Here is a 13812-nt window from a genome sequence, read left to right as displayed (position 1 = left end):
GGGCAAAATTCTCCAATAAGATACATATTATACATAATACCCCTGCTTGTGCTATCAGAGGTAATATTGATATCCAATTTACGGGTGAACCGCGTGTTTATTGGTGTTCTTATCGTATTTTTTATGGCAAACGTATTGAGGCTTGGAAACGGATTCATCGCGATCAAAGAGTTCATCTTTATTTCAGCGTCACTCCTAATGTTCACTATCCACTTCAAAACACACAAGATTACGGCAATATTACTTGTGATTTCTACTGGTATCGTCGCATTACCTGGCCTGTCGTCTTTAGCTGCTCTGGACACATCTGCAGTGTTTCGTTCTGGTAGTATTGTATCGGAATCTTCGTTTGGGCTGGTAGCACCATTGGTTGGCATTCTGTTTTATACACAGCGACGCTATGCATTATTCGCTGTAACATTGCTAATTTCGTTGTTGCTGTTCAAACGCATCGCTATTGGCGCTGTAATTGTGGTTATACTTTTCGACATGGCATTCCATATGGGTGGGCGGAATTTAATCGCTAAAAGTGGAATTTATCGATTGTGTACCGGGTTACTGCTGGGCGGTGCTTTGGTCTTTTGCCTTAATAGTGTGGTCGCATACGAAATGGTATCGATTATATTGCAAAAATATCTCGATGTATTCGTGCCGCCAAACGAAATATCATCTGGAAGGTATTTCGCAACGCTATATTTCTCGGATACTATATCACAACAATCCAGCATTATTACATTTCTCATGGGGCATGGCCCGGGAAAGAGTACATTCACTCTAGCGACATTACCTGAGCTTGCTGAAACCAACTTTCCACTGCTGCATAACGATTTTCTACGTATTTCTGTGGACTATGGGGCCGTTGGCGTGCTGCTGGTTGTCTATGCCTTGTGGCGATCCCTGCAAGGTGGACGGCTTGTCGCCCTCACTGCGCTCTATACTGTATTCATGTTCATGACAGACAATGTTGCAACATATCTACTCTACTGGCTTGCCCTTGCATTCGTGTTGCGGTGCGAAAGCGTCGCACAACCACAAACTGCGGTGCAGCCTATGGTGAACTCGGATGCCTCGACACAGGCCTATGCCCAATGAAAATCCTCATCCTGCATAACGCTTACCAGCAGCGTGGTGGGGAGGATGCAGTCGTCGCAGCAGAGGAAACCCTGCTGCGCGCTGCGGGACACGACGTGGATGTTGAGGTGGTGAGCAATACAGATATTCACGGGCTCAGCGCCAAGGTGCGCACCTTTTTACGCACGGCATACGACCCGCAGCGAGAGGCATGGATGCGTGACTTACTGGCGCGCACAGGTGCGGAGGTTGTGCATATCCACAACTTTTTCCCACGCCTCACACCGGCCGTGCATACCGCCGCCGCACAGGCCGGCGTGGGTGTGGTGCAAACTCTGCACAACTACCGCTTGCTGTGTGCCGGGGCGCAATTTTTACGTGAAGGGCGCGTGTGCGAGGATTGCCTGACGGGCAGTATCCTCAACGGAATACGCCACCGCTGCTATCGTGGCTCCCTGCCCGGTTCGCTCGCCGTGGTGAATATGCAGCATCAGGCGCGGCAGCGTGAAACTTTTGACAAGCATGTGCATCGCTTCATCGCGTTGACAGATTTCGCACGGGACAAGTTCATTGAGGGCGGGTTGCCTGCTGAGCGGATCGTCGTGAAGCCGAACTTCATCCATGCCCCCGAACAGCCCGAGGGACAGGGCCGCGCAGGGGCGCTTTTCGTGGGCCGGTTATCCGCTGAGAAAGGCGTACAGGTGCTGGTGGATGCATGGCGCGCCCTACCTGACATTCCTCTAACAATCTTGGGCGATGGCCCTGAAGCTGATGCCCTTCGCGCCTCGTCACCCAGCAACGTGCATTTTGCCGGGTCCGTAACGCCCGCAGAAGTCCGCGCGCATATGCTCAAGGCCCGCGCCCTTATGATGCCTTCGCTATGGTATGAGGGGTTCCCCATGACGATCGCAGAGGCATTCGGCGCCGGCTTACCAGTAATCGCCTCACGCCTCGGTTCAATGGCTGAAATTGTTACGCCCGGGCGCACGGGTGCGCTGTTCGAACCCGGAAATGTGCAGGATTTAACGGATACAGTGCGCGCAACCTTTGCAGATCCCGATACACTCACACAACTGGGTAGGGCCGCACGCGATCAGTTCCAGCATGATTTTTCACCCGCAGCCAATCTTGGTCAGCTCGAAAAAATCTATGATGAGGCTAAGAAACAGGCCTTGCGGGGCTAATTATCGCTGAACTTCCGCGCGCAATACCCGCCAGGCAAAGCGGGGGACCAGTATCAGATAGCGCCGCCACAGTCGCCGCGGCTCGCTCGACAAACGGTGCAACCATTCTAGACCGGATTTTTGCATCCAGACCGGCGCCCGTTGAACGGCACCTGAATGGAAGTCAAACGCAGCGCCCACGCCAATCAATGTCTGTGGCAGAGCATCCACATGATCGCGCATCCATACATCCTGCTTGGGCGAGGAGATGCCAACCCAAACCACATCTGCACCGCTCGCGCTGATCCGCTCAACAACTGCGGCATCTTCTTGCTGTGTCAGGGCGCGGAATGGCGGGCATTCTGTCCCTACAATCTGCACGCCGGGATATCGGCTCTCAAAAACGGCTCGTAACGTATCCGCCACACCCTCTTTGCCGCCATACAGATAATGTTTTAGCCTGCTTTGCGCAGATGTCGCCATCATATGATCAATCAGGTCGGGCCCGCAGGTACGTTGAACAGGAAGGCCTCTTAATTTGCCAATCCAAACCAACGGCATGCCATCTGGGACATTCATCGCCGCGCCCTGTGCGATGGCCAACAGATCCGGATCGTCACTCATCGCCATACTGCTTGCCGCCTCGCGCACACCAACGTAGCGCCCCGTTTGATCGGCAGCCCACCCCTCAATCCGCGCCTGCGCATCAGGCAGCGAGGTGACTGCAATCGGGATACCTAAGACGTCGAAAGTGTCGGGCTTAACGCTCATGCCTGATCTTTTTGCCAATATGCGTAGGTTTGCGAAATCCCATCATGCAGACCCCGCGCACGGTTCCAGCCTAGCGAATGCAGCAATCCCGAGTCCATCAGCTTGCGCGGCGTCCCGTCAGGTTTTGTTGAATCGAAGACCAGCTCGGCCTCGTATCCAACAACATCCGCAATAGTTTCTGCCAACGCGCGGATTGTGACTTCAACCCCGGATCCCACATTGACCGGAACCTCGTCAGAATATGTCTTGAGCAGATGCACCAACCCATCCGCCAGATCGTCCACATGCAGGAATTCACGCAGCGGCGTGCCTGATCCCCACAATGTCACAGAGGGCGCGCCTGCCTGCTTTGCCTCATGAAACTTACGCAACAGCGCGGGTAAAACATGCGAGGTGCTCAGATCATAATTATCGCCTGGCCCGTACAGGTTGGTGGGCTGTGCGGAGATGTAGTCGCAACCATATTGCCGACGGTACGCCTGACACATCTTGATGCCCGCAATCTTGGCAATCGCATACCATTCATTTGTAGGCTCCAATGCTCCGGTCAGCAGAGCATCCTCACGAATTGGCTGGGGCGCGAATTTGGGGTAGATGCATGAGGAACCCAGAAAGAGCAGCTTCTCCACGCCGATCTGATAGGCCGCGTGAATAACGTTGGTTTGCAGGACCAAATTGTCGCGCAAAAACTCCGCAGGTTGCGAGTTATTTGCATGAATACCGCCAACCTTGGCCGCGGCCAGAACAATCGCGTCTGGTCGCTCTTTTTGCATCCAATCTGTCACGGCCACCTGATCTGTCAGATCGACCGTTTCGCGGCCCGCCGTGATGACCTCGCAAGGTTCCTGCTCCAACCGGCGCACCAATGCCGATCCGACCATACCACGATGGCCGGCCACCCAGATGCGCTTGGCGTTCAGATCGTATTCCATGAGCTTACTGCCTTGCTTTCTCATAGTCATGTTATAAGCACGTCAAATCATACGGTTACCCGTGGCGATCTTTACGCGCACGCTCCTGCTGAACAACCTTCAAATCGCTTTGCACCATCTCTGTAACCATTTCGGCCAGCGACGTTGTGTGTGACCAACCCAGCTTTTCACGTGCTTTGCTTGGGTCGCCGATCAGCAACTCCACCTCGGTTGGGCGGAAATAGCGTGGATCCACCTCAATCAGCAGACGGCCATTCGCATCATAGCCTTTTTCATCAACGCCCTGCCCTTTCCAATGGATCGTAATATCCACGGCAGCAAAGGCCGCCTCTACGAATGAACGAACAGTTTGTGTTACGCCGGTTGCCAATACGAAATCATCGGCCTCATCGGCCTGCACAATACGCCACATACCTTCGACATAATCGCGGGCATGTCCCCAATCACGCTTGGCGTCCATATTGCCCAGATACAGCCGGTCCTGCAGCCCCAAGGAGATCGCAGCCGCCGCCCGTGTAATTTTGCGCGTAACGAAAGTTTCGCCGCGCAGCGGGCTTTCATGGTTGAACAGAATGCCATTTGACGCGTGCATGCCATATGCTTCGCGGTAATTCACTGTAATCCAGTAAGCATACATCTTGGCGGCAGCATAGGGTGAGCGTGGGTAAAACGGAGTTGTCTCACGCTGCGGGACTTCTTGAACCAGACCGTACAGCTCCGAAGTAGACGCTTGATAAAACCGGCAGGTTTTCTCCATACCCAGAATCCGGATCGCCTCAAGAATACGCAATGTCCCGATACCGTCTGCATTCGCCGTGTACTCTGGCGTCTCAAAGCTGACCGCAACATGTGACTGAGCCGCGAGGTTATAGATCTCATCAGGCTTCACTTCTTGCACCAGCCGAATCAGGTTGGTGCTGTCGGTCATGTCACCGTAATGCAGGTGGAACCGAACATCACTTTCATGCGGATCCTGATATAGATGGTCGATGCGCGCAGAATTAAAGGAGGACGCGCGCCGCTTGAGGCCGTGGACCTCGTAACCTTTCGAAAGCAGCAATTCACTCAGATAGGCACCATCCTGCCCAGTTACGCCGGTAATAAGGGCTCGTTTCAAGTGAATTCTCCTTCTGGGAAGCCGATTACATCTTAATAATGCAAAAATTTCGATACGGAAGTCGTGAATCGCACTCTCAAACATAAATCTACTAATCGGAATGTTCAGTTACACGCCGGATCGAATGGCACTGTGGAAAATTCAGCGCACCCGAGCGTTCCGGGAGCGCTGGTTTTCAATGGTACTGGCGCTCAGGTTCAGCCAATCACTACGGCATGCAGGCCAGTTGCCGTCGTACCTGTTTCAAAAACACGAGAGACACCGCATAGCAGCCAGCTATTATCACCAACCGCAACAGTCCTTTGCGTTCCGCGTATAGAGTGGAATGTTACATCGCCACCGTTCTCAACATAAAGGGACACCGCAATGTCAGACAGGTCATTAGTATCGCTTGGCGTCACGGGCAGATAATCGGTCCCCGGGCCAGAAATAGTCGAACTTCTTGAAGTAAATGGATTATGCATTATTTTTTCCTGTATATTTGAATTGAAAACAATCGACTATGGGGCTTTGCCGCGATGCGGATGGTCCACCGGAAGTAACGATTGCAAATTCCAGCGGTGTGCCAGATAGCCCTCGATGCGTTGTGTGGTTTGCGCATCCGTACGCACTGATAACACCAGAAACTCGCCCCACGCGCATGTGCCTGAAGATGATCCGATCCCACCCATTCCGCTGGATGGATCAAGCCCGGGAGATTGGGTTTTGGTATTGGGAGCCTCACCATTTACTCCAGCAGCATATCCATGCGTCAGATCGCTTCTGACCATGCCCAAATGCGGGCTATCGGGGTCAAAGCTCACAGTATGCCCGACAGTACCAACCCATAACGTGCAGCGGCCGGGCTGATCGCGCAATCCGTTCATCATTGGTTTGCGCGCATCCGATCGCAATCCTGACCCGTCAACATAGAAGTAGCTCGGATAAGGTACGCTTGAGGTTTGCGGCTGCGGAAATGCCACCCAAAATGCAGAAAGCGGCAAGTCATTGCCCAGATTTGGCACCGTCATTTCAGTGCCATCAAAGAGCAGTGCATCGTGGCCTTGAAGCAGTTTGGACCCAACGACGGGTGCGACCGCCCCCTGTGGACTGGACACATCCCGCCCGTGCCCCGAACGATCAGGCCAAACAGAAACAGGTGCACCGGGGGAGGAGGTAACACTGCGTGCGTCTAGCCATAGGGCAACATCGGATTCGAGCGCAGCCGGCGTCCAAGATGCGCGCCCTGTGATCGCGACGGCTGAGGGGTAAGGCTGCATTGAGAAGTTTGGCATATTGAAGCATTTCCTACTGCAGGGGCTTCAACATGATTCTCCATAAGAATTTTGATGGCGTGAGGGCCCCTTAAACTCATGATGGATATCCATTGACTCACACAATCGTTAAGCCAGCAGGTAGACAATACCCCCCAAAGGTTAATAAGCCGTTTCGATAGCATATCCACACACGCCGCAGGTTGGCATAGCAGACTAACTCTTGGCTTCCGCTGACTGAGTGGCGATACTCAAATCGACTTACGGCACAGGGAAAACGTAACATGCGCATCGCAATGATCGGAACGGGTTACGTGGGTTTGGTCTCGGGAATATGCTTCTCTGATTTCGGCCATGATGTGACCTGTGTGGATCGTGATACGACCAAGATTGATCGCCTAAAGGCTGGCGATGTGCCGATATATGAACCCGGTCTTGAGGACCTGATGGCGCGCAATGTGGCGGCCGGTCGCCTGGACTTCACTTCAGATCTCGCGGCAGCCGTTGCAGCAGCCGATGCAGTCTTTATCGCAGTGGGGACACCAACCCGGCGGGGTGACGGCCATGCCGACCTAACCTTTGTGATGGCTGCGACACGTGAAATCGCCGCCGCGCTGACAGGTTATACAGTCGTTGTGACAAAATCGACGGTGCCCGTTGGGACGAATGCAGCCGTCGCCGCCCTACTGCGCGAAACCGCGCCGGATGCTGATTTCGACGTCGCCTCTAATCCTGAATTCTTGCGTGAAGGGGCTGCGATCGAGGACTTTATGCGCCCCGACCGCGTCGTTGTAGGGATTGAGAGCGCCCGCGCCCGCGATGTCATGCAAACCATCTACCGGCCACTCAGCCTGCGCGATGCGCCTATCATGTTTACCGACTTGGCCTCAGCCGAGATGATCAAATATGCCGCCAACGCGTTCTTGGCGACCAAGATCAGCTTCATCAACGAAATCGCCGCCCTGTGTGAACGTGTGGGCGCGGACGTTAAGCAGGTTTCAAAGGGCATGGGGATGGATGGCCGCATTGGCCCGAAATTTCTACATGCAGGCCCCGGTTATGGCGGATCATGCTTTCCGAAAGATACCCGTGCACTGGCCCGTATCGGTCAGGAACATGCTGTGCCACAACGCATCGTAGAAACCGTGATTGAGGTAAACGAAGCGGTAAAGCGGCGTATGGTCGACAAGATATTCAATATGCTGGGTACACCGTCCGGAAAACGGGTGGCCATATTGGGTGTGACCTTCAAACCTGATACCGATGACATGCGTGAGGCACCTTCCCTGACCATCGTTCCCGCCCTTGTCGGCGCTGGGGCTGAGGTCCGCGTCACCGATCCTCAGGGCCGAAGCGAGGGGGAGCACATGCTGCCAGGGGTCAGTTGGCACGATGATGCATATGCCGCCGCAGAGGGCGCCGACGCCGTTGTCCTACTAACCGAATGGAACGAATTTCGCGCGCTAGACCTCACACGCCTGCGCCACGTCATGCGTGGTACTAAAATTGCTGATCTCCGAAATATATATCGACCAGATGAGCTGCAAAATTCAGGATTTACCTACACTTCAGTAGGATGATCCCTATTCGAAAATTATAAATGCAAGGAATCAACATGAAAATCCTTAATATTGCAAAGACATTTTTGGTGTTAGCTGCGCTGAGCGCCTGCGCCACGCCCGATATCACTCTCGAGTCCAGCCTGACCTTCCCTAAGGCTCGGAAGATATTAATCGATAGTGCCAACCCCGCCAGGCGAGCTTATGCCGTACGGCAGCTTGAACGCCTGTCTCTCACGGGCGATGACCGCGCAACCAGCAATCTGGCTTTTGGATACTTAAATGGTCTCAACGGGATCGAGGTCGATCCGCAGCAGGCGATCCCGTATCTGGATATTCTGCGTGTGAACGGGAATGAACAGGCGCAGCGCATTCTGTTGCGCCTCTATACGACTGAAGAGAGTGCGACATACAGCCCCGATGCCGCGATTGCTGTACTCACAGAGGCGCTTGAGGCTGGTGATTTAGCTGCGGGCCGCAGGCTCGCCAATATTCTCGACAGCCAAGACCGCCCGGACGAGGCCGCACAAACGCGGAGCCGCCTGATCGCACAGGGTAGTACCGCAGCGCAACTCGACCTTGCAGCTGCCGCTCTTACGCCGACCAACCCATCCTATGATCCGCAGCGCGCGATTTCGCTCTATGAGGAATTGGCCGTCGGGAACGACCCGCTCGCATATAGGGCGCTGGGTCTCGTCTATCTGCGTGGAACAGATGTAGAGCGGGATGTGGAACGCGCTTACACCTATTTCACACAGGGCTATTCTGCGGGGGACGATTTCTCAGGTATGCAGGTTGGCCTGTCTCTTCTCGTGGGGCGCGGCGTTGATGCAGATCCCGATCAGGGTCTGGCATTGCTAAACGAACTGGCGCTCAACGGAGTGACGGGCGCATGGTTCCAGTTGGCACAGCGCAATCCAGAACAATATGCACTCGCCCTACAGCATGTTCTCCGCGACGAGGGGGTTTATCAGGGCCCGCCAACTGGTGAAATCGACAACTTAACGCTTCAGGCTCTGGCCCAGTGGTGCCCTGACAACAATGTTCCGGGTGATTGCACGTTAGAGCCATTGGGTCGCGACCTTTCCATCGCACTTGCGCGGGCGGCACGTCAAACATGAAGGATCGCCGTCATGCGTTGATCACAGGGACCGCCGGCTTTATCGGCTTCCACCTCGCGCAGCACCTGCTCGACGCGGGGTGGGTGGTCCATGGCTATGACGGCATGACGGATTATTATGATGTCAGCCTGAAACGCGATCGCCATGCCTTACTGGGGCAGCACCCCAACTTCACGGCGCATGAGGCGATGCTGGAGGATATGCCCGCGCTGGAGGCGGCAGCCAACGCCGCGCGCCCTGATCTGATTGTGCACCTCGCCGCGCAGGCGGGCGTGCGCTACAGCCTTGAGGCCCCCCGCGCCTATGTGGAAGCAAATCTGGTCGGTGGTTTCAACGTGCTGGAAATCGCGCGGATGCATGAACCCGCGCATCTGATGATGGCCTCGACCTCCTCTGCCTATGGTGCGAATACCGAAATGCCTTTCGCCGAGATCCACGCAGCCGACCACCCGCTAACCTTATATGCCGCCACGAAAAAGGCGAATGAGGCGATGTCCCATTCCTATGCGCATCTGTGGCGCATTCCCACGACGCTGTTCCGATTCTTTACCGTATATGGCCCATGGGGTCGGCCGGATATGGCACTGTATAAATTCGTCAATGCAATGCAGGCCGGTCAACCGATCGAGCTGTATAATGGCGGAGATATGGCACGCGACTTCACCTATGTCGGAGATCTGGTCGCGGGAATCACCGCGCTGATCGACGTGCAGCCGCCACAGGCCGATGAACGTGATGGCTTCACCTCCGATCCCGCCGACAGCCTCAGCCCAGCCGCACCATGGCGTGTGGTCAATATAGGCAATGGCGCGCCCAGTCGACTGGGTGATTTCGTTGAGGCGATTGAGGCTGCGATGGGCCAAAAGGCCGGGCGCAAATTAATGCCGATGCAAAAGGGTGATGTGCCTGCAACTTGGGCTAGCACCGATTTGTATCAGGCACTAACCGACGCACCGCTGCCCCAGACAGATCTGCGCACGGGCGTAGCTAATTTTGTGGACTGGTACCGCGAACGCCACGGCTGAAACGCTGCTTTTCGAGGACCCACATCTAATTCTATATATTGCGCACGAAAAAAGGGGGCAAAAACCCCCTTTAAATATCGTATCGATGTAAGCTGTCGCTTATGCAGCGCTGCCTTCATCTTCATCATCGTCGTCATCATCACCAGCAGTCGAACCGGTGTTGCCGGTCGTGGTACCTGCACCACCACCAGCTGTGGTCGTGGTCGACGATGTCGGTGTGGTAACGGATTGTGCAATAGCTGTGGTTACAGCGACGGATGTGCGACCCTGTACAGTGGCAACAGTTTGAACACGCTGGGCCTGTGCTGGGGACAGCTTGGTTGCCGAAGCGACCTGCGCAACTTCTGCATCGGACATCCCGCTGGAAACAGCAGCAGTCATAGCCTGCTCATGCAGCGGGCTGTTTGCAGGAACTTGCGCGAGGATCGCGGCACATGCCCCGGCGTCCGAGCCACATGCTGCACTAATCTGATCAGCGATTTGCTCGTCAAATGCACGTCCATCATCCTGAGCGGAGGCTGACAAAGGCGCAAGCACGAGCGCGATAGCTGCAAGTGCAGCGCGGAAAGTGAGGGTCATGATAGCCTCCAAACAAAAGAAATGGCTTTGATATGTGATGTTATACATGGGTTTACGTCGCACTGCACCAAAAATTCAACCGATATCTCGAACCTTACGTGCAGTGACTCAAAAAAATACGATTTCTGACGTCACTCTGAAACTAATGGATTGATAATAACGTAACTTCCCCTCGTTTTTCAGATAGGGTAGCTATGCTCCGGGGGTACGTGCAGCGATGAAATCTATTTATCCAGCTATAGCGGGCGTTTTGCTCGTTGTAGCTGCAATTCCGGTTTTGACGAGTGAACTTGGCGCGGTACTGGGTGCGGGTCATTCACAGTCCACGCGCATGCAGGCGATGGAATCAGGCAGGCCGCGAGTCGGGCTCTCAACCGATTCGCACAAACGCGCACTCGACCTGTGCATCGATACGATCAGCGATGTCGGTATTTTGCAGGCGGATGAAGCGCAGCGGCAGGCGATTCTTACACATTGCGAAACACAGGCAGACCATGCGCTTGCCCACGCCCCAAGCGACAGCTTTATATGGTGGGTTAAGGCGGTTCTGGAAATCGAACGTGGAAATATCCCGGATGCCTTCACCGCGCTTGAATATTCACGCCAAACAGCACCATACGAACTGTGGATCGCATTGCGCAGGGCGCGACTGGATGAGCGGATCGAAGTTTTACAAACAGAGACACAACAGGCCCTAGGACAGGACGCAGATCTATTGGTTCTGGCGCAAAGCCGCCGCGGCGTCGGCCGCCTGGCGCAGCGCTACCTGTCAGACGAGCAGTTTCGCAACCGGATCGTAGGACTCATTGAAACCCTGACGCCCGCGGAGCAGAGAAGGTTCCTTAGAAATGTCAGAAATATCGGGCAGGGCCTACAGGGATGAATACAATGGCGACATCTACGCTCGGATCACGTCCTCGCACTAAAAACAGTCCACAAACGTTTCTGATGGTGGCGATTCTGATCGCACTGGCACTCTCTCCGCTGCCATTGGGCTCAAACCGCCCCGTGTTCTGGGCCTTTGGCGCGCTGATCGCAGGGCTGGGCGGCGCGATCTATTTCGGCTCCTTTGCGCTACGCGGTGAACGCATTCGCATATCGACACCTTGGATGAAGCCCGCGATTATATTGGGCGGGCTCTATCTGGGATGGTTGATCGTCCAAATATTGCCGCTGGGCCTGATGCTGGGCGGGTTCGAAACCGCGCTGCCCTCGGGGCTGGTGATCACGACGAATACGCTCAGCCTGACCCCTGGCGCCACCACTGTGGCCGCCCTGCGCGTCGCTGGCTACGGCATGGTGTTCATGTTGGTTCTACAAATCGCAGGTAATCGGGATCGCGCGAAATACATCGCACAGATGCTCGTCTTTATCGTGGTCGGCTGGGCGCTCTACGGATTGCTGGCACTGATCCAGTTTGACGATACGATCCTGCTCTTCGAAAAATGGGCCTATCTGGGATCAGCAACCGGACCGTTCGTAAACCGCAATTCATTCGCGACTTTCCTTGCGATGGGCATGATTACATGTCTGGGGCTGGCCGCTGACCGCGCGACACGTCGCAATAGCATGCACAGCAGCAGCGTCACCACGCGTTTGACCGATGCGAGCACAATGCATATCTACCTGATGATCCTGATCGGTCTGGTTTTGCTGGCAACAATACTCCAAACGAATTCACGGATGGGCGTGTTTGCTGGTCTTATCGGTACTGGCCTTACCACAACCCTGATTTTGGCTCGGCGCTTGGGGTTGGGCCGGGGAACACTTTTGCTAGTCCCAGTGATCCTAATAATAGTTGGAAGCTTGTCAGCGTGGCTCTATGGCGGCACTCTGGTTGATCGCCTCGGCGGTGTTGAACAGGATGCAAATGTCCGGCTGGCCGTCTATCGTCAGGTTTTGGATATGATTGCACAGCGCCCTGTCGTCGGCTGGGGTGCCGATAGCTTCGAAGTTGTTTATCGCGCATTCCGTGCCCCCCCAGTCTCACCGGAATTTAGTTGGGCACGCGCGCACTCTACTTATCTGGCCCACTGGTCGGAAACCGGTATATTATTCGGCTCAATTCCATTGCTACTAGTGGGAGCAGCCTTCTTCGCGTGCTTAATTGCAGCGCTGCGGCGTGATAGCGACATCGTTCTACCGGCTATCGGCGCCGGGGTGATCGCGACAGGTGCCACTCACTCCTTGGTCGATTTCAGCCTCGAGATGCAGGCAAATGTCTGGCTGTTTTTGGCCTTGGTCGCGCTGGCCCTTGGCGGTCATAAGGCCAGCTCCCCGGTCGCGCACAAAGCAGCCGAGAAATCAGCAGCGGCAGGCGATCCCGCTATACCAGCCGCGCAAACACATTCGCGACGACGAAAACGTCGGCGCAGATCATGAGCACGCTCGCGCGCTTATTCGGACGGCGCCCCAAACAGGCACGCATATATGCCCCCGTGATGCCCCTTCCTGAGGGGCCTCTTTATGCGGTGGGTGATATTCACGGCAATCTCGACCAGTTTTGCCGGTTAGAAGACGCAATTCTCGCCGATGCCCACGCGCGGGGCGAGGATAGCGCTCGCATTGTCACGCTGGGTGATTACGTCAATCGCGGGCCTGACAGCGCGGGCGTGTTGGACCGGCTTATCGCCCCGCCACCTGATGGCATCATGCGCCATAACCTCAAGGGTAATCACGAGGTTATGTTCGAAGATTTCCTGAATGCGCCTGATCTACAGGCACCGTGGCTGGATGTGGGCGGGCGCGAAACACTGGCCTCCTACGGATTATATACAGATCAGATGCAGGCAGCCCCGCGGCATGCCGCGCAAATGGTGCAGGCCATGATCCCTGACGAGCACCTTGATTTTATAACCAACCTGCCGCTAGCCTTTACCACACAGACCCATTTCCTATGTCACGCAGGCGTCGATCCGACCCGCGCGCTGGACATGCAGGAGGAACGCGCGCTGTTGTGGATACGAGACCCCTTTCTGCACCATGACGCCCCGCTTGATCGGGTGATCGTGCATGGGCACACGCCCTGCCAGGAGCCCGAATTGTTAGGCTGGCGTATTAATGCGGATACCGGCGCCTATTCCGGCGGTCCATTGACGGCCATACGGCTGCACCGCATTGAACTTCCTTGTGTCATACAAACCGTTTAGGGCTAGTTTACGCTTGGCTGTTTTGCTACTCGACTTTCCGAATAGCACACCGAATTGAAGTTATTTAAAGGT

14 protein-coding genes are annotated in these 13812 nt (G+C 55.1%); 8 read left to right on the top strand and 6 right to left on the bottom strand.

What is annotated here, in order from left to right; translation table 11 throughout:
- Positions 1-93 precede the first annotated feature (93 nt).
- Complete coding sequence (locus CR254_RS16525; protein WP_145996767.1) at positions 94-1092, top strand: hypothetical protein; 999 nt, start codon at positions 94-96, stop codon at positions 1090-1092.
- On the top strand, positions 1089-2255 hold the full coding sequence (locus tag CR254_RS16520) for a glycosyltransferase family 4 protein (RefSeq protein WP_097931975.1): 1167 nt from the start codon (positions 1089-1091) through the stop codon (positions 2253-2255). The genes CR254_RS16525 and CR254_RS16520 overlap by 4 nt, the downstream gene beginning before the upstream one ends.
- Here CR254_RS16520 and CR254_RS16515 read toward each other — a convergent pair whose 3' ends face one another.
- The 5 genes from CR254_RS16515 to CR254_RS16495 all read right to left on the bottom strand — a co-directional run bounded on the left by CR254_RS16515 (position 2256) and on the right by CR254_RS16495 (position 6328).
- Positions 2256-3005 carry a WecB/TagA/CpsF family glycosyltransferase gene (locus tag CR254_RS16515; RefSeq protein WP_097931973.1) on the bottom strand — a complete coding sequence of 250 codons (750 nt, stop codon included), beginning with the start codon at positions 3003-3005 and terminating at the stop codon, positions 2256-2258.
- Positions 3002-3937: a GDP-L-fucose synthase gene (gene fcl, locus CR254_RS16510; protein WP_097931971.1), complete on the bottom strand. Its 936-nt coding sequence runs from the start codon at positions 3935-3937 to the stop codon at positions 3002-3004. The genes CR254_RS16515 and fcl overlap by 4 nt, the downstream gene beginning before the upstream one ends.
- Positions 3938-3992: 55 nt before the next feature.
- The gene (gene gmd / locus CR254_RS16505; protein ID WP_219618036.1) at positions 3993-5054 is read right to left on the bottom strand and encodes a GDP-mannose 4,6-dehydratase; all 1062 of its coding nucleotides are present in this window, start codon (positions 5052-5054) and stop codon (positions 3993-3995) included.
- A gap of 197 nt (positions 5055-5251) precedes the next feature.
- Positions 5252-5518, bottom strand: coding sequence for a spike base protein, RCAP_Rcc01079 family (locus tag CR254_RS16500; protein WP_097931968.1), 267 nt, complete (start codon positions 5516-5518; stop codon positions 5252-5254).
- Between the two features lie 36 nt (positions 5519-5554).
- A complete protein-coding gene (locus tag CR254_RS16495; RefSeq protein WP_145996766.1) occupies positions 5555-6328 on the bottom strand; it encodes a hypothetical protein in 774 nt (257 codons plus the stop codon).
- 263 nt (positions 6329-6591) lie between these two features.
- On the opposite strand from CR254_RS16495, the gene CR254_RS16490 reads away from it, so the two are divergent.
- The 3 genes from CR254_RS16490 to CR254_RS16480 are packed head-to-tail and all read left to right on the top strand — an operon-like array spanning position 6592 to position 10012.
- Positions 6592-7887 (top strand): UDP-glucose dehydrogenase family protein, encoded by a 1296-nt coding sequence (locus CR254_RS16490; RefSeq protein ID WP_097931964.1) that lies wholly within the window; start codon positions 6592-6594, stop codon positions 7885-7887.
- Positions 7888-7907: 20 nt separating this feature from the next.
- Positions 7908-8987: a tetratricopeptide repeat protein gene (locus CR254_RS16485; RefSeq protein WP_097931962.1), complete on the top strand. Its 1080-nt coding sequence runs from the start codon at positions 7908-7910 to the stop codon at positions 8985-8987.
- Positions 8984-10012, top strand: a complete 1029-nt coding sequence (locus CR254_RS16480; RefSeq protein WP_097931960.1) for an NAD-dependent epimerase/dehydratase family protein — start codon at positions 8984-8986, stop codon at positions 10010-10012. The genes CR254_RS16485 and CR254_RS16480 overlap by 4 nt, the downstream gene beginning before the upstream one ends.
- 99 nt (positions 10013-10111) lie before the next feature.
- Here the strand turns inward: CR254_RS16480 and CR254_RS16475 are convergent, their stop codons facing one another.
- Entirely contained in the window at positions 10112-10591 is a 480-nt protein-coding gene (locus CR254_RS16475; protein ID WP_097931958.1) for a hypothetical protein, read from the bottom strand.
- A 277-nt stretch (positions 10592-10868) separates the two neighbouring features.
- Here CR254_RS16475 and CR254_RS16470 point away from each other — a divergent pair, with 277 nt between their 5' ends.
- The 3 genes from CR254_RS16470 (at position 10869) to CR254_RS16460 (ending at position 13740) form a co-directional block, all read left to right on the top strand.
- Entirely contained in the window at positions 10869-11474 is a 606-nt protein-coding gene (locus CR254_RS16470; RefSeq protein WP_145996765.1) for a hypothetical protein, read from the top strand.
- Between the two features lie 65 nt (positions 11475-11539).
- On the top strand, positions 11540-12973 hold the full coding sequence (locus tag CR254_RS16465; protein WP_180956049.1) for an O-antigen ligase family protein: 1434 nt from the start codon (positions 11540-11542) through the stop codon (positions 12971-12973).
- Entirely contained in the window at positions 12970-13740 is a 771-nt protein-coding gene (locus tag CR254_RS16460) for a metallophosphoesterase (protein WP_097931952.1), read from the top strand. Before CR254_RS16465 ends, CR254_RS16460 begins: the two co-directional genes overlap by 4 nt.
- The last annotated feature ends 72 nt before the right edge of the window (positions 13741-13812 follow it).

The sequence above is a fragment of the Pontivivens marinum genome (genome assembly GCF_900231835.1).
GTDB lineage: Bacteria > Pseudomonadota > Alphaproteobacteria > Rhodobacterales > Rhodobacteraceae > Pontivivens > Pontivivens marinum.
The sequence above is the reverse complement of the archived record's forward strand: the minus strand, read 5'-3'. Positions and strand labels throughout refer to the sequence as shown.